Here is a 20,281-nt window from a genome sequence, read left to right as displayed (position 1 = left end):
AATGCACCTGCTACTGCGCACCCTGATGCTGCTGTTCAGCTCCTCCAAACGCTCTGCAATCAGCGTCTGGGAGGAGTCCTCGCTTCCGCTCCGCGTGCTCCCGACGGACATCGACATCGCCATGCACGTCAACAACGGGATGTACTTCTCGCTGATGGACCTGGGCCGCTTCGACCTGATGGTTCGGAGCGGCACGTGGGCGAAGATGCGCCGGCGCGGCTGGAGTCCCGTGGCCGCGGGCGAGACCATCGCGTTCCGCCGCTCCCTGCGGTTATGGCAGCGCTACACGGTCGAGTCCAGGATCATCGGACTGGATGCCAAGGCGATTTATTTCGAACAGCGCATGGTCGTGGATGGCGAGATCTATGCCCGGGCATATATCGCCACGCGTCTTGTGAGCGCGGGAAGGCCCGTGAGCCAGGAGGAAATTCTCGCCGAGTTTGGCGAGCCCCCGGCCGGGCTGGAGCTTCCGAAGTGGATCAATGACTGGCGCGAAACCAACGCGCTGCCCGGGGCTCGCAGGCCGGCACCGCACGCCTGGGTCTGACCACGCAAGAGGCCGTCGAAGAGCCGGGGCGGAGATATTCCCGGTGACGCGGGGAGCGAACAAGCCGCCCGGCGGAGGGACATCGGGACCGGCCTCGCGTACGGTTGAACCATGGCTACCGTTGACATCACAGGTGAACAGTTCGCATCGACCATCGAGGGCAATGACATTGTCCTGGTGGACTTCTGGGCCGCCTGGTGCGGGCCGTGCCGCCAGTTCGCCCCCACGTACTCCGCCGTTTCGGAGAAGCACAGCGACGTCGTCTTCGCCAAGGTGGACACCGAAGCAGAACAGCAGCTGGCCGCGGAGGCCGGCATCACGTCCATCCCCACGCTCATGGCTTTCCGCGAGAAGGTCCTGGTCTTCTCGCAGCCCGGTGCGCTGAACGCCCCGCAGCTTGAACAGGTGATCGACGCCGTCAAGGCCCTCGACATGGAGGAAGTCCACGCCCACGTGGCGCGCTCGCAGGCCGAAGCCGCCGCGTCCGCAGGCAACAGCACGGGCAACAACGCCGGCACGCAGGACGGCACCCAGATCCCGGATTTCTAGTTCGGCTTTTAACTGCAACGCGGGGTCATTCCGCACCCACAACCTCGGTTCCTTGGGTGCGGAGTGACCCCGCGGTTCTTGTAGGGACGGACTAGAGGCGCACGAGCTGGACAGGCTCGGCCAGCAGGGCGCTGAGGGATTCGTTGAGGTCCTGGACCGCGGTCCCCTTGGAATGCTTGTGGAGGTCTTCTTCCGAGGCCCACTGCTCGGTCAGGACCAGCTTCTCCTCGCTGACTTCGGTGAGCTCGTACTGGATGCAGCCGGGCTCGCTGACTACCTCGTCAATGGCGATTTCCAGGGCGAGCTTCACGCGGAAGAATTCGCCGTCGTTGGGGATGAACGTTGCCTGCAGGTCGATGGGTGCACTCATGGATTTCACAATACCGGCCGCCGCCTGCGGGTCCGGACCTGTTTACGCCGAACACCCTTCTGTTGCGCTTCTCTTGCCCGGAGCCAGTTGATAGCGTGCCATCATGCGCGCTTACACAGCCGGGGACACTGACGTCCCGCTGCTCGAAGAAACCATCGGCCAGAATTTCGAGCGGGTGGTGGCCCGGTTTCCGTTCCATGATGCGCTGATCGAGGCGGCCGCGGTGCCCGGCGCCGACGCCCGCCGCTGGAGCTACACCAAACTGAACGACGACGTCGACCGGCTCGCCCGCGCGCTCCTCGCACTGGGCGTCGCGAAGGGGGAGCGGATCGGCATCTGGAGCCCCAACTGCGCCGAGTGGACCATCCTGCAGTACGCCACGGCCAAGATCGGGGCCGTTCTTGTCAACGTGAATCCGGCCTACCGCAGCTATGAGCTGGAGTTCGTGGTCAGGCAGAACGGCATGCGGATGCTGGTTACGGCGCCGTCGGACCGGAATAGCGACTACGTGGCGATGGCGCGACAGGCGCTCGCCGAATGTCCGGAGCTGCGCGAGCTCGTGTTTCTGCCGGATCTTGGTGCGGAACAGCTCGACGCCGGCGTCCCCCAAGCCGGGCAGGAGCTTACTTACGCCGAGCTGCTCAAGCGGGCGGACGACGTCGGGCATTCCGGGCTGAAGGCCCGCATGGCGGAACTGGACGCGCACGACCCCATCAACCTGCAGTACACCTCCGGGACCACGGGCTTCCCCAAGGGCGCGACACTGACGCACTCCAATATTCTGAACAACGGCTACTCGATCGGCGAGCTCCTGGGGTACACCGAGCACGACCGCGTGGTGATTCCGGTGCCGTTCTACCACTGCTTCGGCATGGTGATCGGGAACCTGAATGCTCTCAGCCACGGCGCGGCCACCATCATTCCCGGCCGCAGCTTCACGCCGGCCGCCGCGCTGGAAGCGGTGCAGGACTTCGGCGGCACGTCCCTCTACGGCGTGCCCACCATGTTCATCGCCGAACTGGCGCTGCCGGACTTCGCGTCGTACGACCTCTCGACGTTGCGCACCGGCGTGATGGCCGGTTCGCTGTGTCCTATCGAGGTTATGAACCGGGTGATCTCGGAAATGAACATGGAGGACGTGGCCATTTGCTACGGCATGACCGAGACCTCGCCGGTGTCCACCATGACCCGGAGCGGGGACACCATGCAACAGCGCACCGAAACCGTGGGCCGGACCATGCCGCGGCTGGAGAGCCAAGTGGTGGACCCTGCCACGGGGGACGTCGTGGAGCGCGGCGAAATCGGCGAACTCTGCACCCGCGGCTACGCCGTCATGAAGGGCTACTGGAACCAGCCGGACAAGACCGCGGAGGCCATCGACGCCGAGGGCTGGATGCATACGGGCGACCTGGCCCGCATGGATGACGACGGCTACGTGGTGATCGAGGGCCGGATGAAGGACATGGTGATCCGCGGCGGCGAGAACATCTACCCGCGCGAGATCGAGGAATACCTTTACACCCACCCCTCGATCCAGGACGTGCAGGTGATCGGCGTGCCCGATGCCACGTACGGCGAGGAACTCATGGCGTGCATCATCCTCAAGCCCGGGGCGGAGCCGCTCGACGCCGCCGCCGTGGCTGATTATTGCCGCGGGAAGCTGGCCCACTACAAGATCCCGCGCTACGTCGACGTCCGCGAGAGCTTCCCCATGACGGTCTCGGGCAAGATCCGCAAGGTGGAGATGCGCGAGGAAGCCGTGGCTCGCCTCGGCCTCTGAGAGCAACGCGGAGTCAGATATCGCCGCATAGAGCGCGTCTATTGGGCGCCATCTGACCCCGCGTTGCAAAAGCTGAAGTCAGGCTGTGGATAACTCCTGAGGGCCGCGACGAGCAGCCAGAATAGTTCCCATGGCCCGGTCAACGCCGCTACCCGACACCCTGAACCAGTTGCCCTTTACCGTGTACGAATCGAGGGCGCAGGGCGTTTCAGCGAAACGGCTCCGCGCCAAAGACCTTGCCGACGGCGGCCGCCTTATCTATCTGCCGCGTGGCCGGGAACTCGAACTGTGGGAACGAGCCAGGGTATTGGCGGCCGCCACGCCGGGAGCATGGGTGTCCCATCAGACCGCCGCGGAGCTCACGCCGTTGGGGCTTCCGCCGTGGATGGACGGGGACACGGTTCACCTCAGCAAGACGCATGAGCTGCCCCGCGTGCGCCGCGACGGAGTGACCGGTCACCGGGTCCGCATAATTCCAGGGGAGGTCGGGGAGCGTGACGGCATCCCCATGTCCCTGCCGCCCCGGACCTGGCTGGACCTGGCGGCGGTGTTGCCGCTCGATTACGTCATCGCGATGGGGGATCAGCTCATCAGGGTTCCAAGGGCTAACTTCGAGGGCCGGACCACGCCTCATGCCTACAAGGACGGTCTGCGCCTGCTCATCCGGCAGCACCCGAACATGAAGGGCGTGGAGAAGGCCCGGCAGGCGCTGGATGAGATGCGTGTAGGGGCAGACTCCTACCCGGAAACGTTCCTGCGGCTCGCCATGCTGGACGCCCACCTGCCCGAGCCGGAACTGCAGCTGCGCGTTGACCCGTCCGACCCATGGTCGCCGACGGCCGACCTCGGGTACCGGCGCTTTCGGATTGCACTGCAGTACGACGGCGCCCATCACCTTTCGCGGGAACAGCAGTCCCGAGACAACCGTCGCGACGAGGCTTTCATCAGTGCGGGCTGGACCTACTTCAAGGTCAACGCCGACGATTTGGAGGACGGATTCCAACGGGTGATCAGCCGGGTCAAATGTGCGAAGCGCCGCTCATCCTAAGACAACGCGGGGTCACTTGGCGCCCAACGGAGGCAGGGAATTGGGCTCGAAGTGACCCCGCGTTGGTTTCAGTGCCGGCGGTGATCCTGGATGGTCATGCGCGGGCCGAACGTGGGTTTCCGGAAGCCGCTGAGACCGATCATGCGGACCACCCGCTGCCGGTGGCCCTTCCACGGCTCCAGCAGGGCCAGCATACCGGCGTCGTCAGTTCTCCTGCCGGTCAGCGCGGCGCCCACATAGGCTGCCAGATGGTAGTCGCCCACGGCGACCGAGTCCGGGCAGCCGTGTGTCCGCTGCACCACCTCGGCGGCTGTCCACACACCTATGCCAGGAATGGTCTGCATCTTCGCTGCAGCCTCCGCCGCCGGCAGTTGGGCCAGCCGTTCAAGCGCGACGGCGGAACGCAGCGCCCGCATGACGGTGGCCGACCGCTGGGGACCCACCCCGGCCTTGTGCCATTCCCAGGACGGAATGCGGAGCCACTGCTCAGGAGTGGGCTTGACGAGAAGCCCGGCCGGTGCAACGGAACCCGCGCCGGGCGCTGGCGTGCCATAGCGGTACATGAGGTAGCGGTAGCCCCGCCGCGCCTCAATGACGGTTACCTTTTGTTCCAGGATGGTGGGCACGAGCGAGTCAGCCATGCGCCCCGTGGAGGGCAGACGGACGGCGAGGTTCCGGCGTCGGGCGTCACGGACCATGCGGGGGAGCGTCGCGTGGAACACGGCCTCGTCAAACGCCGACCAATCGTCCTCGGCTCCCAGCAGGCGGGGAACGGAGGCCAGGGCCGCAGCGGAACCGGGACCCCACGCCTGCACACCGACGTAGGGTTCCGGTCCTGTTTCGGCGCTGGTGAGCCGCAGCGTGACCGGACCTTCCGCCGTCGTGAATGCCATCCACAGGCCCTCCGGCCGGGAAGCAAATGAGGGATCTCCGTTGCCGCGCATGAGCGTGCCCAGGGTCTGGCGCAGGCTGTAGGGACCTCCGGGATGCCACCGCAGGGAGGCGTCAGCGGCAGCGGCAACGCTGGCGGGGACGTCTGTGATGGTCATTGAATCATCGTCCCACGGACCGCTGACAGCGCGTGCCGGGGAGCTTCCGGACAGCCCTTAACCAGTGCGGTGCGGAGGACTACAATCCCAGGTGTGGCGCGGGTCCGCCGCGTCTTCCCTTCAAACTGTCAGGTGAGCGCAATGGGTGGAGTGGTGCATTTCGAAATCCCCGCGGACGACCAGGACCGGGCGAGAAACTTCTACAGTCAGGCCCTCGGCTGGCGGATCGATCCCATGCCGGAGATGGACTACAACGTGGTCATCACCACCCCGATGGATGAACAGACCGGCAGGCCTACTGAACCCGGAGCCATCAACGGCGGCATGATGGCCCGGGAAGGCGAGCTGACGACCCCCGTCATCACGGTGGACGTCGACGACATCGAAGCCACCCTGCGGACTGTCGAGCAGCTCGGCGGTTCCGTGGTCAAGCCGAAGGATGCCATTCCCGGCATGGGTTTCTATGCCTACTTCAAGGACACCGAGGGCAACGTCCTGGGCCTGTGGGAGAACCTTCCGGCCGAAGCGGCCGGGGCGGCCGGCGGTGCGGAGGGCGCAGCGGGCTAAAGCTACTCCTCGCCGAAGCGGGCGCGGGCCTCCGCCGGGATCAGCGGCTTCTGGGCGCGGACCTTGAGTTCCTGCACGGCCCAGGTGTTGCCGTCGGGATCGCTGAACCCGAAGAAGGTGCCGCCGTCGCGCTCGTCAAAGACGGTTATTTCGCTCGCCTCCACGCCCCGGCTGAGCAGCTCGTCGCGCGCGGCCCGGGCGTCCGGCACCACCAGCTGCAGTCCGCGCATGGACCCGGGGGCCATCTCATTTTGGGCGGGGAGATCGCCGATCACGATCGAACAGCCTGAGCCACGCGGCGTCAGCTGGACCACGTGCATGTGCTCATTCTTGGTGTCGTGATCAAGGTTGAAGCCCACCTTGTCGCGGTAAAACTCCACGGCGCGGCCGATATCACTCACCGGGAGCACCACCACTTCGAGGGTCCAGTCCATGGCAAGGGTTCCTTTCGTCGAAAGCTGAGGGAGGATGCGTAGCCAGCCTGCCGTGCCGGGATGGTTATTGGCTAGGGTGCCCCAGCCGAAAATTCAGGGCATCCCGTTGCCCAGCCACAGCGCAAGCACTGCCAGCGGCAGTGCCAGCAGGACGACGACGAGGCCAGCCAGTGCGAAGCCACCCCACCGGACGCGCAGGTTCAGGGTCTGGAGCCGCTCGTGCCACAGCAGTGTGGCGAGCGAAGCCCACGGCGAAACGAGGGGCCCAAGGTTGACTCCGATGAGCAGGGCCGCCAGCCGCACCGGTGAGCCGGCCACAGGCTCCAGGGCCAGGTACGCGGGAAGGTTGTTGGCGATGTTGGCCGAACCGGCTCCCAGCGCGGCCAGCCGCAGCAGCTCCGGGAACGTCTCGCCCGATCCGGCCGCCGGGGCCAGCGCCTGCGTGAGGCCGTGAGAGTGCAGGGCCTCCACCACCATGAACAGCCCAGCCGTCAGCATGAGCGGGCGCCACGGCACCATGGACCAGCGCAGCGCGGACGGGCGGCGCCACAGGAATACCGCCAGGAGGAACGCTGCCGCGGCCATGGCGGGAATCGCCACCGGGACGCCGGAAACCAACGCCGGAAGCAGCACGAGCAGGGTTCCGCCGGCCGCCTTCAGCAGGCTCCGGTCCCGCACCCAGTGCGCCGGCTGGGGACCGTAGCGGCCGCGAAGGTCCTTGCGGAACGCAAGCCACAGCAGTGCGGCGGGCACCAGGACGCCCACTAGCCAAGGTGCCCACATCAGCCCGGCGAAACGCAGCGGAGTCAGTGAAAGCCTTCCCTGCGCGAGCAGGTTGGTGAGGTTGGAGACGGGGAGAAGCAGCGACGCCGTGTTGGCCAGCCATACCGTGCTCAAGGCGAACGGCAGCGGAGGGATCCGGGCATGGACCGCCAGGAGCACCACAACTGGTGTCACCAGCACGGCGGTGGTATCCAGCGACAGGAACGCGGTGGCGACGGCGGACAAGGCAAGCACCAGGAGCCACAGCAGGAAGACGCTGCCCCGGCCCAGCGCGGCGATGCGGTCGGTCACCACCCGGAACAGCCCGGCGTCGTCCACCAGTTCAGTGACCACCGTCATCGCCAGCACAAAGGCCAGCACGGGAACGGTGCGTCCGGCCAGCTCCCGGAACGAGTCCCAGGGCAGGAACCCGGCGGCGAGGGTTCCGGCGCCCGCGGCAAGCATGACGCCTGGGAGAAGATAACTCCGCAAGTTCTTCGGCAGGCGCAGGGGCGTCACCGCATAATCTTCGCACCGAAAGCTGCCAAGAGGACCGCATGCGGGCAAGACGGTAAGTTTGTACCCATGAAGTACGCCCAGTCCGTTTTGGACCTAATCGGCAACACCCCGCTGATCAAGCTCAACCACGTCACCGACGGCATCAAAGCCACAGTCCTCGTGAAGCTGGAATACGTGAACCCCGGCGGTTCCATCAAGGACCGCATCGCGGCCAAGATGATCGAGGAAGCCGAACGGGACGGCAAGCTGAAGCCCGGCGGCACCATCATCGAGCCCACCTCCGGCAACACCGGCGTCGGGCTGGCCCTCGTGGCACAGCAAAAGGGCTACAAGTGCATCTTCGTGGTGCCGGACAAGGTGGGGGAGGACAAGAGGGCCGTCCTCCAGGCCTACGGGGCCGAAGTGGTGGTGACGCCCACAGCCGTCGCGCCGGACAGCCCGCAGAGCTACTACGGCGTTTCGGACCGCCTGGTCACCGAGATCCCCGGCGCCTACAAGCCGGACCAGTTCTCCAACCCTGCGGCACCGCGCAGCCATTATGAGAGCACCGGCCCGGAAATCTGGCGGGACACCGACGGAACGGTGACGCACTGCGTGATCGGCGCCGGCACCGGCGGCACGATCACCGGCACGGGCCGGTTCCTCAAGGAGGTCTCGGCGAACCGTCCGGAGTCCGACGGCGGCCGGGTCAAGATCATCGGGGCAGACCCCGAAGGCTCTGTCTACTCGGGCGGCACCGGCAGGCCGTACTTCGTTGAAGGCGTGGGCGAGGACATGTGGCCCGCCAACTACGACAAGTCAGTTCCGGACCAGGTCATCGCCGTCACCGACGCTGATTCCTTCGCCATGACCCGGCGGCTCGCCCGCGAGGAAGGCCTCCTGGTGGGCGGTTCCTCAGGCATGGCCGTCGTCGCCGCGCTCCAGACCGCCCGCGACCTCCCCGAGGACGCAGTGGTGGTGGTGATCCTGCCGGATTCCGGCCGCGGCTACCTCGCCAAGATCTTCAACGACCAGTGGATGCGCTCCTACGGCTTCCTGTCCGGCGGCGAGGAAGCCTCCGTGGGCGAGGTCATCAAGTCCAAGACGGGCGAACTGCCGGACCTGGTCCACATCCACCCGAACGAGACCGTCCGCGATGTCATCAACATCATGAACGAGTTCGGTGTCAGCCACATCCCGGTGCTGTCCCAGGAACCGCCCGTGGTGATGGGCGAGGTCCTCGGAGCCGTGGACGAGCGCTCGCTGACCGCCAAGCTGTTCCGCGGCGAGGCCAAGCTCACGGACAAGATTTCCGAGCACATGGGAGCGCGGCTCCCGGTGATCGGCTCGCTGGAAACGATCTCGGCCGCCCGCGAACTGCTCTCCGACGTCGACACCGTGATGGTGACGTTCGTCGGCGCTCCCGTGGGCATCCTCACCCGCCACGACCTCCTCGCGTACCTCAGCAACTGACCCAGTGGTTGAGCCTGCCAGTCCGTTGGTTGAGCTTGTCGAAACCTTGATCTCGACACGTTCGATCACCGGATACCAGCCGAAAGGAACTTCATGTCTGTCTCTGAAAACCAAGGATTCAACACCCGCGCTGTGCACGCCGGCCAGGCTTTCGAGCCCCGCACCGGCGCCGTGGTTCCGCCGCTGCACTTCAGTTCCACCTATGCGCAGGACGGCATCGGCGGCCTGCGCGACGGGTACGAGTACGGCCGCGGCGGGAACCCCACCCGGGACGCCCTGCAGGAACAGCTCGCGGCGCTTGAGGGCGGCACCCACGCCTATTCCTTCAGCTCCGGCCTGGCCGCCGAGGACTCGCTCATCCGCGCCCTTTGCCGGCCGGGCGACCACATTGTGCTGGGCAACGACGCCTACGGGGGTACGTACCGGCTGATCAGCCGCGTGCTCGGCGACTGGGGGATCGGCAACACCCCCGTGGACATGTCAGATCTCGAATCAGTCGCCGCCGCAGTGGCCGCCAACAAGACCCGTTTCGTGTGGGTGGAAACCCCCTCCAACCCTCTGATGAAGATCACCGACATCGAGGCCCTCGCCACGGTGGCGCACGACGCCGGCGCCCTCCTGATCGTCGATAACACCTTTGCTTCCCCCTACTTGCAGACCCCGCTCGCCCTGGGTGCCGACGTCGTGGTCCACTCCACCACGAAATACATCGGCGGCCACTCCGACGTGGTGGGTGGCGCGATCGTGGTCAAGGACGCCGAACTGGCGGAGAAGATCGGCTTCGTGCAGTTCGCCGTGGGCGCGGTCTCCGGTCCGATGGACGCCTTCCTCACCACCCGCGGGCTGAAGACTCTGGGTGTCCGCATGGACCGTCACAGCGACAACGCCCAGGCCGTGGCGGAATGGCTGCTGGACCGCCCGGAGGTTGAGGCGGTGCTGTACCCGGGCCTGCCCTCGCACCCCGGCCATGAGCTCGCCAAGAAGCAAATGAAGAAGTTCGGCGGCATGATCTCCGTGCAGTTCAAGGGTGGCGAAGCGGCCGCGCGGAAGGTGGCCGAATCCACCACGGTCTTCACCCTGGCGGAGTCGCTGGGCGGCATCGAATCCCTGATGAACTACCCCTCGGAAATGACGCACGCCTCTGTGAAGGGCACCGAGCTGGCGGTCCCCGTTAACCTCATCCGCCTTTCCTGCGGCATCGAGGACGTCGAGGACCTCATCGCGGACCTCGAGCAAGCCTTCACGTTCATCAAGTGACGGCGGCTCCGGAGACCCCCGACCGGACGCAGAGGCCGGTGCAGCCAGCACTACCGCAGTCAGCAGTCTGGAAGTCAGCACGGCCGCCGGCCACAGGGCGGCAGGCCGCCCGCGGATGGCTGATGACGGCGGCGGGTGCGCTCGCCGTCGTCGCCTCCCTCGCGGTGCTGTACACCCAGTACGCCCCGATGATGAACGACTTCGAGGTGTACTACTACGGCGGAACCAAGGTGCTGCAGACCGGTGAGAGCGGGGTCAGCGAACTTTACGCCGTCCGCGATGGGCTGCCCTTCACGTACCCGCCGTTCGCAGCCCTGCTGTTCGCCGGGCTGGCCACCATGAGCCTCGGCCAGAGCAGCATGCTGTTCATTGGCGCGGCGCTGGCCGGAGCCGCGGTGGTCTCGGCCTGGCTGAGCCGGCATTACTTCGGCCTGGGCCGCTGGCGCGAGACCTTCGCGGACTGGCGTTTCCGGGCCGTGGCGCTCGCCGGAACGGGGGCCATTCTGCTCCTGGGTCCGTGGCGCGACACCTTCGTTTTCGGGCAGATCAACATCATCCTGATGGGCTTGATCCTGACGGATTTCGCCCTGCACGGAAAGGCCCGCGCCGGCGAAATCCGCTGGCCTGCCGGGCTGCTGATCGGGATGGCTGCCGGGATCAAGCTCACGCCGCTGGTGTTCGGGCTGTACTTCCTGGTGCGCCGCGACTTCAAAGCGCTGGGATGGATGGCCGCCGGATTCCTCGGATCCATCGCCGTGGCCTGGGCCGTGCTGCCCAACGCCTCGGTCATGTTCTGGACCAAGATCCTTCCCGACACCGGCCGCATCGGCGATCCCGGCTACGTGGACAACCTTTCCGTCAAGGGACTGCTGCTGCACCTAGGACTGCCGGACTCAGGGGTCACCAGCCTGCTGTGGCTTGTGCTCTCCCTCGCGCTCGTGGCGGTGGCCGCGCTGGTGATCAAGTGGACCGTTGCCGCCGACGAAAACTTCGTGGCGGTGTCAGCGACTGCGGTGCTCATGCTTCTCATCAGCCCGATCTCGTGGTCGCACCACTGGGTGTGGATGGCCGTGGCACTGCCTTCCATGGCCTTTGCGATGCACCGGGTTCCCTCCCGGGCAGGCCGGATGCGGCTGGCCGGCTGGATCCTCGTGGCAGCGGCGGCAGTGGCGTTTTACCTCACCCCGAAGGACCTCGCCATGATGGCCGGGGCCGAAGTCTGGGGCGCGAATCCGCGGACGGCGTGGCCGCTGATGGTCTCCAGCCTTGGCGTGTTGTGCGGCATGGCGATGCTCGGCTACTGGGCCCTGGCGTACCGCCCCGCGCGGGCCGGGCTGCGGAAGGAACCTTCTGCGCCGAAGTGACATTTCGCCGACAGTGTTCCCGAGGCGGATTGCCGCGAAATGCCCATCTCAACGCCCAGGGCCTGGCTTTCTTCAAGAAAGTCATCTAGGCTCGCCTCATGGCACTCCGCTCGGACTGGTCCCAACGCACCTGCAGCATGGCCCGCGGCCTCGACATTCTCGGCGACCCCTGGGGCATGCTGGTCCTGCGCGAGGTGTTCTTCGGCAACGGCCGCTTCGACTCCATGAAGGAGCGCCTCAGGGTGGCGGATTCGGTCCTTACCAAGCGGCTCGCCGCCCTCGTCGAGTCCGGGCTGCTGACCAAAAAACCGTATGACGACGGCGGCCGCACCCGCCAGGAGTACGTGCTTACCCCCAAGGGCGAGGATGCGCTGCCGGTCCTCAACGCCGTGGTGATCTGGGCGGAAAAGCATCTCCCCGCACCGTCCGAAGCTGCCCATATGTACGTGATCCATTCGCGGTGCGGGCACCGGACCAGCTCGGCGGACACCTGCGTGGAATGCGGTGAGCGGCTCACGGCCGACAACACGAGCTGGCACAGCCTGACGCGCACCGGAAGGCCGGTACCGCTGGCAACCGCGCCCGATTCCGACCAGGAACCGACAGGGCAGGAGCAAGCAGGGTTCGAGCAAGCAGAGCACGGGCAAGCAGAACCCGCCGCCACGGAAGCAACCGGACAACAAGGGGCCGCAGCATGAGCAGCAACGAAGTGAGCGAAGCCGAAGCCCCGGACGCCAGAACCCAGGAACACGGAAGCCCCGGGACGCAGCCCGCGACCCCCGGGACGCAGCCCGCGACCCCCGGGACGCAGACCGCAACCCCCGGGACGCCGCGGCGGCGCCGGCTGCACCCGGCCTGGATTGTGGCGTCCGTGGCGTTCCTGGCTCTTGTTGGCGCCGCCGGTTTCCGGGCCGCGCCCGGCGTGCTCATGGTCCCGCTGCAGCAGGAATTCGGCTGGTCCACCACGGTGCTGTCTGCAGCTGTCAGCATCAACCTGGTCTTGTTCGGCCTCACCGCCCCGTTCGCCGCCGCCCTCATGGAACGGTTCGGGATCCGCGCCGTGACGGCCGTGGCGCTCGTCCTGATTGGGGCCGGCAGCGCGCTGACCGTGCTGGTCAGCCAGTCCTGGCAGATCCTGCTGACCTGGGGGCTGCTGATCGGACTGGGGACCGGCTCCATGGCGCTCGTGTTCGCGGCGACCATCGCCAACACATGGTTCGCCAGGAGCCGCGGGCTGGTGATCGGAATCCTGACCGCCGGCAGCGCCGCCGGCCAGCTGGTCTTCCTGCCGTTCATGGCCATGCTGGCGCAGGATCCCGGCTGGCGCCAGGCCTCCCTCCTGATCGCGGCCGGCGCCCTGGCGGTAGTCCCGCTGGTGCTGAAGTTCCTGAAGAACTCGCCGGCCGACGTCGGGGTGTTGCCTTACGGCGCGGAGGCGTCGGTCAGCGACTCGGAACCGGGGTCCGCCCCTCCGGCCGACGCCGACGCCGTCGCTGTCACTGCGGTCACCGGATCCGCCGCCCAGCCCAGCGGCAACGCGGCTGTCCGCGCGCTGCAGGTGCTCAAGCGTGCCAGCAAGGTGCGCACATTCTGGGCACTCGTGGCCGGATTCGCCATCTGCGGCGCCACCACCAACGGACTCATCGGGACCCACTTCATTCCCTCCGCCCACGACCACGGCATGCCGGAGACCACCGCGGCGGGCCTGCTGGCGGTCGTCGGGATTTTCGACATCCTGGGCACCATCGCTTCCGGGTGGCTGACCGACCGCTTCAACCCGAGGATCCTGCTGGCCGTGTACTACCAGTTCCGCGGGATCGGGCTGCTGGTGCTCCCGCTGCTCCTGAGCGCTTCGGTCCAGCCCAGCATGATCGTGTTCGTGGTGATCTACGGCCTCGACTGGGTGGCCACCGTGCCGCCCACGGCCGCCATCTGCCGCAAGGTGTTCGGCGCAGACGGCAGCGTGGTGTTCGGCTGGGTCTTCGCAGCCCACCAGCTCGGCGCCGCAGCGGCAGCCCTGGCCGCAGGGGCGATCCGCGACGCCACGGGCCAATACACCTACGCGTGGTTTGCCGCTGCCGCGATGTGCACCATTGCCGCGGTCATCAGCGCCACGATGCGCAAGGATGCCGGCAAGGCGCAGCCTGCACCGGTCGCCGCCGGCGCTGCCTGATACTTTGCGGTCCGCAGCGGCGAGGGCGCCGGAGCAAGCGGCCAGCGGTCAGTAGAATGAGCGGGTGGCGCCTGGTCGGGCGCGGGTCCTGCGGCACGGCGCAAAACGCGTGCAGCAGGCGCACATACAGGATCCACGCTTCGGCAGGATTGCACATCAGGGGGACACTGAATGGCACTGCTCGACGCCCAAGCACAAGGCAGTACGCCCGCTGACGCACAAGACGGAAGGGTCGCCGGCCCGGAGGGGCGCCTGCGCCGTCCTTTGGCCGCGGTGCTCTCCGCGGAGTTCCTGACGCTGCTCGCGGTGCTGGCCGCCGCCATCTTCATCTCATCGCGGCTCGACGCGTGGGGCGAGAAGGGCCTGGACTTCAGCGTCTACTGGCACGGCGGCAAGGTCCTGAACGAAGCCGGCCTCGCGCCGTCGGGCCTCTACCGTCTGACACTGGAATGGGCAGGTGGTCCGCAACTTCCGTTCACCTATCCGCCGTTCGCGGCGCTCCTCTTCAGCCTGCTGGCCAGGCTGCCGCAGGAAACGGCCCTCTTGCTCTTCAACGCCGCCGGGGTGGCCGTCGCCGCATGGGTGGCGGCGCGCGGAGTCCGCTACTGGAACGCCAAGTCCGACTGGCGCAGCACCTTTGCCTCCGCCACGCTGCCCTCGCTGCTCAACCGCCTGGGCGCGGTTGTGCTGCTCTTGGCTGTTCTCAACCTGGGCCCGTGGCGCGAGACCCTGGCCTTCGGCCAGATCAACATCCTCCTGATGGGGATGATGGCGGCAGACCTCCTGGCCCGCAACCCGCGCTGGAGCCGAGGCCTGCCCGGCAGCGGCTTCCTGGTGGGCGTGGCGGCCGGAATCAAGCTGACACCCCTGGTGTTCGGCCTGTACTTCCTGGTGCGCAGGGACTGGCGCGGGCTGCTGAACATGGGCGCCGGCTTCGCCTCCACCGTGCTGTTGGGCTGGCTCATCAGACCCGCAGAGTCCCTGCAATTCTGGCTTGACATCATTCCGGACACCTCCCGGATCGGCGGGGCAGGCTACGTGGACAACCTGTCTATTAAAGGGGCGCTGCTGCACTTCGGTGTTCCTGCTGCCGGAGTCACTCTCCCCTGGCTGGTCCTGAGTCTCCTGGTGGTGGCCCTCGGCGCGGCCGTCATCAAGTCCGCCAGCGACCAAGGCTCCAGGGTGGTGGCCATTTCCGCCACGGCCCTCACCATGCTGCTCGTCAGTCCCGTTTCGTGGTCCCACCACTGGGTCTGGATAGCGGCGGTGCTGCCTGCATTTGCCTGGACCCTGCGCGAGACTCCTCACCGTCATCGGCTGATGCGCTGGCTCATGGGAGTAGTCCTCGGGGTTTCAACCATTGTGTTCCTCTTCTCGCCCAAGACCATCGGCACCGCGTTCGGGGCAGGGAACCTCAACATCCAGACGCCCGGGCTGTGGATCATGGCCTCCAGCGCAGGCGTGTTCTGTGCCGTGGCCATCATGGCCTGCTGGCTCGTGGTGCTGCGGCGGGGCAAAGTGGCGGAGCTGCCGGCATGAGCCTTGAACCCGACCACGCGGAACTCCAGGCGGTTGAACCCCAGCGCAAAACGGCCCTCGTCACCGGCACCGGCCGGCTGGCCGGGATCGGCGCCGGGATCGCCCGGCAGTTGGCTGCCGACGGCTGGGACCTGGTCCTGACCTACTGGCAGGAGTACGACGCCCGCATGCCCTGGGGAATCCAGCCTGACGACGTCGAACAGCTCACCGCCGAGCTGGAAGCCATCGGTGCCCGGGTGCTGGCACTGCCCGCCGATTTCCAGGATCCGCAGGCCGTGGACAGGCTGATGGCCGGCATCGCGGAACAGACGGGCACGCTCCACGGATTGGTGCTGAGCCACGCGGAGTCCGTTGATTCGGGCGTCCTGGACACCACGCTGGAAAGCTTTGAGCGTCACTTCGCCGTGAACACGCGCGCCAGCTGGCAGCTGATCGCTGCATTCGCCCGGCAGGCAGCCGACGACGGCGGTGCGATCGTCGCGCTGACCAGCGACCACACAGCGTTCAACCTGCCGTACGGGGCGTCCAAGGGGGCGCTGGACCGGATCGTCATTGCCTCCGCCCGGGAACTGGGCCCGCTGGGCATCACGGCGAACGTGCTGAACCCGGGGCCGGTGGACACCGGCTGGATGGACGGGGAGCTTCGGGAGGAACTGTCCCGTCGCCAGCCCGGTGGCCGGCTTGGGACTCCGGCGGATGTAGCGGGCACCGTCGCCTTCCTGCTGTCCCCGGCGGGACGCTGGGTGTCGGGCCAGCTGATCAAAGCCGACGGCGGCTTCTCGGCCTGAGTGCTTTAGCGCGCGTCGGTGTTGAGCTTGTCGAAACCGGTTTCGACAAGCTCAACCAGCGGCTCCTGCCAACCTCGTCACCGGAAGGCGGACAGCCCGGTGATGTGCTGTCCGATGATCAGGGTATGGACCTCGTCCGTTCCCTCGTACGTGCGGACGGACTCCAGGTTCGCAGCGTGCCGCAGCGGCGAGTAGTCCAGGGTGATCCCGTTGCCGCCCAGAATGGTCCGTGCCTCGCGGGCGATCCTGATGGCCTCACGGACGTTGTTCAGCTTGGCCAGCGAAATCTGTTCGGGACGGAGCCTGCCGGAATCCTTGAGACGGCCCAGGTGCAGCGCAAGCATGGTGCCCTTCTGGATTTCCAGCAGCATGTTCACCAGCTTCTCCTGGGTGAGCTGGTAACCGGAGAGCGGCCGGCCGAACTGCATCCGTTCCATCGAGTAGTTCAGGGCCGCCTCGTAGGAGTCACGGGCGGCGCCCATCGCGCCCCAGGCTATGCCGTAGCGGGCCTCGTTGAGGCAGGAAAACGGCCCGCTGAGTCCGACCGCGCCCGGCAGCAGGGCCTCGGGTCCCAGCCGGACGCCGTCGAACACTACATCGCACTGGACGGAGGCGCGCATGGAAAGTTTCCTGCCGATCGGCGCGGCGGTGACTCCCGCAGTGCCGGCCGGCACGAGGAAGCCGCGGACGCCGTCGTCGGTCCTGGCCCACACCACCATGACGTCGGCGATGGAGGCGAGCCCGATCCAGCGCTTGGCGCCGTCCAGGATCCAGGCGGCGTCCTCCCCGGTGCCGTCCTGCCTGGCCGTGGTGGTCATGGACGACGGATCAGAACCCGCGGACGGCTCGGTCAGCGCGAAGCAGCCGATTACCTCGCCGGCGGCCATGCGGGGGAGCCACTCCTGTTTCTGGTCCTCGGAGCCCCATTTGTGGATGGCGGTCATGGCCAGCGAGCCCTGCACCGAGACGAAGGTGCGGATCCCGGAGTCGCCGGCCTCCAGTTCCATGGCGGCCAGGCCGTATTCCACCGCGGAGCGGCCAGGGCAGCCGTAGCCCTCCAGGTGCATGCCCAGCACACCCAGTTCGCCCAGTTGTGCGGGGAGGTGCTGGGGAAAGACGCCGCGGTCATACCAGTCGGCGATGTCCGGGCGGATCTGTTGGTCGGTGAAGTCGCGGATCCGCTGCCGGAGGGCGAGCTCGTCATGGCTCAGCAGCGAATCCAGCGCCAGTACATCAGAGGGATCGGGGAGACCGTACTCGGCCGTGGCTGCAGCGGGATCAAGGGCGTCGTTGCTCATGCCAGCATCCTACGGGCTGGCGCCACCCTGGCTGGGGCTATTGACTGGCAGAGACCTGCTGCCTGCCCAGGAAGTAGTTCCGCGTGGACGGCAGGAACCGGCACACCACGGCCAGCACCACTCCCAGGGCGAGCAGCACCACGCCGCTGACGAACGCCCCGCCGACGCCGAAGATCTGGCTGTCCCCGTAGGCCGGGTCCCACATTTGTGCCGCGGAGACGAAGAAGGCTGCCGTGAGCAGCACGGCGCCGATCAGCGGCAGGATCGCGCGAAACCACAGATTGCGGGCAGAATTGCGGAGGGTGCGCCGGAAGTACCAGACGCACGCGAAGCCGGTCAGGGCATAGTAGAACGCGATGAACAGGCTGATGGAGCTGATCGAATCGGAGAGCAGGTTCTCGCTGAGGAAGCTCATGGCAACGTAGTAGACAACCGCCGCTGCTCCCATCACCTGGGTGGAGAAACCGGGCGTCTGATTCCTGGCGTGGACCGCGCCGAATTTGGGCGGCAACGCGCCGTGGACACCCATGGAGAGGGTGCCGCGTGCTGTCGGGAGGATGGTGGTCTGCGTCGAGGAGAGCACGGAGGCCAGGACGGCGACGACGATCAGCCAGCCCCACGGGCCAAGGACCACGTCCTTCATGGCAAGGAAGACGTCGCTCTGGTTCTCACTGTTGCCGAGGCCGATCCCTTCGGACCCCACGGTGGCGTACATCATCACCAGGAGCGCCATGGACACGTAGATGGCCACCAGGACGAAGGCCGAGATGACGGCGCCGCGGCCCGGAGTGGTGGACGGGTTCTCCGTTTCCTCGTTCACCGCAAGGCAGGTGTCCCACCCCCAGTAGATGAACAGGGCCAGAAGGGAGCCGTGGACCACCGCGCCCGGATCAGCGAAGGCGCCCGCGGGATTGAACCACTCGATATCGAACGGCTGTATGGCTGTGGCGCTGGTGGATGCCCCGCCCGCGATCCTGAAAATGATGGCCACCGCAAAGATGCCCAGCGAGATGTACTGCACGTAGGTCAGGACGCGCTGCACATGCTCGCCCAGCCGGATCCCGCGGTAGTTCACCAGAGTCATGAAGGCGATGAACATAACTCCCGTAGCCGTGACCAGCAGGCTGTTCTCCGCAAGGGAACCGTCGCCCACCAGCAGCCACAGGTACTGCCCGGCCACCTGCGCCAGATTGGCCAGGACCACGATGCCGGCGAGCGCAACACCCCAGCCGCCCAGCCAGCCTGCCCACGGACCGAAGGCGTTGCGGGCCCAGATGAAGGTGGTGCCGCAGTCCGGCATGGCACTGTTGAGCTCGCGGAACGCGTACGCGATGAACAGCACGGGAATGAAGCCCAAGACCAGGACCAGTGCGGTGTAGTTCCCGTTCACAGCCGCAATCAGCCCCAAGGTGGCGGCGAGCGAATAGACCGGCGCGGTCGAGGCCAGGCCCAGCATGACGGAGTCGCCGAGGTCCAGGATCCCGGCGCGCAGCCCCTTGCCGGGAACCGCGCCAGGCGGCCGGTTTCCGGCGCCGCCGCCCGCCGTCGTGGTTCCGGTGCTCATAGTGCGATACCTGCCTTGCTGGAGTTGGCCGCGGAGTGGGCCTGGATGGAGAGGGGCGCCGGTGCGTCGATGGTGTTTGGCACGAAGCGGCAGAAGTAGTCGGTGATGGGGCCGTCCGATTCGCGGATGCCGCAGCCGACGGACTCGCCGTCCACCACCCACAGGCCAAGGACGGGGTGGTTGCCGTCAAAGTCGGGCAGCCGGTGGAACTGCTGGTAGCACCAGCCCTCGCGGCCATAGCCGCCGGGCTGCTCCAGGCTGATGCCCTCGGCGTGGATCCTGATGTTGTCGCCCTCCCGCCCGTGCAGCGGCTTGGCCACCCACTCCTTCAGGGGCCCGGGCCCGTCGAGGTAGGCCGGCAGCAGGTTCGGGTGTCCGGGGTAGAGGTGCCAAAGGGCAGCGAGCAGCGCCTTGTTCGAAAGAAGCATCTTCCAGGCCGGCTCCACCCAGCGCGGATTGTGGGCACGCTCGAGCAGGCGGTGGCCGAAGGGCTCCTTCATCATCAGCTCCCAGGGGTAGAGCTTGAAGATGGTGCTGATCATGAAGTTGTCCAGGTCCACAAAGCGTTTCAGGTTGGGGTCCCAGCCGATGTCTGACATGTTGATGCCGATGGTGGTCCAGCCCGCCTGGCTGGCGACGTCACGCATGTACGCGGCGGTCATCCAGTCCTCCCCGGATTCCTCCGCCTCCGAGTGGGCGATGTGCAGGGTGCTCATGCCGGTCCGGTACTGAAGCTTCTTCCACTGCCGGATGAGGGCCTCGTGGATGCCGTTCCACTGGTCCTTGTCCGGAAACACGTCCTGCAGCCAGAACCATTGGGCCACGGCAGCCTCGATCAGGCCCGTGGGCGTGTCGGCGTTGTACTCGAGCATCTTGGCGGCGCCGCCCTGGCCGTCGTAGATGAAATCGAAGCGGCCGTAGATGTCCATGTCCCCGGCCTGCAGCGATTCGGCCGCCAGTTCCAGCCCCTGCTGGCCGATGCCTATGGGTCCCATGGCTCCGGTGGCCAGGAACTTTGCGGCCTCAAGGCACATCCCGTGCATGTCCTCCGCGGTCTGCTCCAGGGCCTCCACCTCGTCCATGGTGAATTCGTAGTAGGCGGACTCGTTCCAATACTCGATTTTCTTGCCGTCCGGCATGGTGGTGGTCGAGAAAACCAGGCCCTGCTCTTCGATTTTCTGTTTCCAGTCCGGCCGGGGCGTTGCGAAAAGTCTCTTCACC

Annotated in this window: 19 protein-coding genes; 12 read left to right on the top strand and 7 right to left on the bottom strand. The window is 66.8% G+C overall.

Annotation, left to right across the window (positions count from 1 at the left end):
* Position 1: 1 nt before the first annotated feature.
* Both AC1DD3_RS17050 and AC1DD3_RS17045 read left to right on the top strand, forming a co-directional pair.
* Complete coding sequence (locus tag AC1DD3_RS17050; RefSeq protein ID WP_230117478.1) at positions 2 to 547, top strand: acyl-CoA thioesterase; 546 nt, start codon at positions 2 to 4, stop codon at positions 545 to 547.
* A gap of 111 nt (positions 548 to 658) precedes the next feature.
* Positions 659 to 1,096 carry a thioredoxin family protein gene (locus AC1DD3_RS17045; protein ID WP_230117479.1) on the top strand — a complete coding sequence of 146 codons (438 nt, stop codon included), beginning with the start codon at positions 659 to 661 and terminating at the stop codon, positions 1,094 to 1,096.
* A gap of 91 nt (positions 1,097 to 1,187) precedes the next feature.
* Here the strand turns inward: AC1DD3_RS17045 and AC1DD3_RS17040 are convergent, their stop codons facing one another.
* The gene (locus AC1DD3_RS17040) at positions 1,188 to 1,466 is read right to left on the bottom strand and encodes a putative quinol monooxygenase (protein WP_230117480.1); all 279 of its coding nucleotides are present in this window, start codon (positions 1,464 to 1,466) and stop codon (positions 1,188 to 1,190) included.
* Between the two features lie 103 nt (positions 1,467 to 1,569).
* Here AC1DD3_RS17040 and AC1DD3_RS17035 point away from each other — a divergent pair, with 103 nt between their 5' ends.
* Complete coding sequence (locus AC1DD3_RS17035; protein WP_230117481.1) at positions 1,570 to 3,246, top strand: AMP-binding protein; 1,677 nt, start codon at positions 1,570 to 1,572, stop codon at positions 3,244 to 3,246.
* Between the two features lie 130 nt (positions 3,247 to 3,376).
* Positions 3,377 to 4,294, top strand: a complete 918-nt coding sequence (locus AC1DD3_RS17030; protein WP_230117482.1) for a hypothetical protein — start codon at positions 3,377 to 3,379, stop codon at positions 4,292 to 4,294.
* Positions 4,295 to 4,362: 68 nt separating this feature from the next.
* Here the strand turns inward: AC1DD3_RS17030 and AC1DD3_RS17025 are convergent, their stop codons facing one another.
* Entirely contained in the window at positions 4,363 to 5,343 is a 981-nt protein-coding gene (locus AC1DD3_RS17025; protein ID WP_230117483.1) for a DNA-3-methyladenine glycosylase family protein, read from the bottom strand.
* Between the two features lie 141 nt (positions 5,344 to 5,484).
* On the opposite strand from AC1DD3_RS17025, the gene AC1DD3_RS17020 reads away from it, so the two are divergent.
* Positions 5,485 to 5,910, top strand: a complete 426-nt coding sequence (locus AC1DD3_RS17020; protein ID WP_476882139.1) for a VOC family protein — start codon at positions 5,485 to 5,487, stop codon at positions 5,908 to 5,910.
* A 2-nt stretch (positions 5,911 to 5,912) separates the two neighbouring features.
* On the opposite strand, the gene AC1DD3_RS17015 is transcribed toward AC1DD3_RS17020, so the two are convergent.
* Both AC1DD3_RS17015 and AC1DD3_RS17010 read right to left on the bottom strand, forming a co-directional pair.
* Positions 5,913 to 6,344, bottom strand: coding sequence for a VOC family protein (locus AC1DD3_RS17015; protein WP_230117484.1), 432 nt, complete (start codon positions 6,342 to 6,344; stop codon positions 5,913 to 5,915).
* A 93-nt stretch (positions 6,345 to 6,437) separates the two neighbouring features.
* The gene (locus AC1DD3_RS17010) at positions 6,438 to 7,571 is read right to left on the bottom strand and encodes an SLC13 family permease (RefSeq protein ID WP_230117485.1); all 1,134 of its coding nucleotides are present in this window, start codon (positions 7,569 to 7,571) and stop codon (positions 6,438 to 6,440) included.
* Positions 7,572 to 7,691: 120 nt separating this feature from the next.
* Between AC1DD3_RS17010 and AC1DD3_RS17005 the strand changes: the two genes are divergently transcribed.
* The 7 genes from AC1DD3_RS17005 (at position 7,692) to AC1DD3_RS16975 (ending at position 16,198) form a co-directional block, all read left to right on the top strand.
* The gene (locus AC1DD3_RS17005) at positions 7,692 to 9,077 is read left to right on the top strand and encodes a cystathionine beta-synthase (RefSeq protein WP_230117486.1); all 1,386 of its coding nucleotides are present in this window, start codon (positions 7,692 to 7,694) and stop codon (positions 9,075 to 9,077) included.
* Between the two features lie 93 nt (positions 9,078 to 9,170).
* Positions 9,171 to 10,334 (top strand): cystathionine gamma-synthase, encoded by a 1,164-nt coding sequence (locus AC1DD3_RS17000; protein ID WP_230117487.1) that lies wholly within the window; start codon positions 9,171 to 9,173, stop codon positions 10,332 to 10,334.
* Between the two features lie 122 nt (positions 10,335 to 10,456).
* On the top strand, positions 10,457 to 11,698 hold the full coding sequence (locus tag AC1DD3_RS16995) for a glycosyltransferase 87 family protein (protein ID WP_230117488.1): 1,242 nt from the start codon (positions 10,457 to 10,459) through the stop codon (positions 11,696 to 11,698).
* A gap of 98 nt (positions 11,699 to 11,796) precedes the next feature.
* On the top strand, positions 11,797 to 12,396 hold the full coding sequence (locus AC1DD3_RS16990; protein WP_230117489.1) for a winged helix-turn-helix transcriptional regulator: 600 nt from the start codon (positions 11,797 to 11,799) through the stop codon (positions 12,394 to 12,396).
* Positions 12,393 to 13,871, top strand: coding sequence for an MFS transporter (locus AC1DD3_RS16985; RefSeq protein WP_230117490.1), 1,479 nt, complete (start codon positions 12,393 to 12,395; stop codon positions 13,869 to 13,871). The genes AC1DD3_RS16990 and AC1DD3_RS16985 overlap by 4 nt, the downstream gene beginning before the upstream one ends.
* Positions 13,872 to 14,042: 171 nt before the next feature.
* A complete protein-coding gene (locus AC1DD3_RS16980) occupies positions 14,043 to 15,410 on the top strand; it encodes a glycosyltransferase 87 family protein (RefSeq protein ID WP_230117491.1) in 1,368 nt (455 codons plus the stop codon).
* Complete coding sequence (locus AC1DD3_RS16975) at positions 15,407 to 16,198, top strand: SDR family oxidoreductase (protein ID WP_230117492.1); 792 nt, start codon at positions 15,407 to 15,409, stop codon at positions 16,196 to 16,198. Before AC1DD3_RS16980 ends, AC1DD3_RS16975 begins: the two co-directional genes overlap by 4 nt.
* A gap of 77 nt (positions 16,199 to 16,275) precedes the next feature.
* Here AC1DD3_RS16975 and AC1DD3_RS16970 read toward each other — a convergent pair whose 3' ends face one another.
* From AC1DD3_RS16970 to AC1DD3_RS16960, 3 genes are read right to left on the bottom strand one after another with little or no spacing between them, the layout of a single operon-like run.
* Positions 16,276 to 17,496 carry an acyl-CoA dehydrogenase family protein gene (locus AC1DD3_RS16970; protein ID WP_230117493.1) on the bottom strand — a complete coding sequence of 407 codons (1,221 nt, stop codon included), beginning with the start codon at positions 17,494 to 17,496 and terminating at the stop codon, positions 16,276 to 16,278.
* Between the two features lie 37 nt (positions 17,497 to 17,533).
* Complete coding sequence (locus AC1DD3_RS16965; RefSeq protein ID WP_230117494.1) at positions 17,534 to 19,060, bottom strand: APC family permease; 1,527 nt, start codon at positions 19,058 to 19,060, stop codon at positions 17,534 to 17,536.
* Positions 19,057 to 20,280 (bottom strand): glutathionylspermidine synthase family protein, encoded by a 1,224-nt coding sequence (locus AC1DD3_RS16960; protein WP_230117495.1) that lies wholly within the window; start codon positions 20,278 to 20,280, stop codon positions 19,057 to 19,059. Before AC1DD3_RS16960 ends, AC1DD3_RS16965 begins: the two co-directional genes overlap by 4 nt.
* Position 20,281: the final 1 nt, after the last annotated feature.

The organism is Arthrobacter sp. 05T444 (genome assembly GCF_056395905.1).
This window is presented reverse-complemented; position numbering and strand designations above follow the sequence as displayed.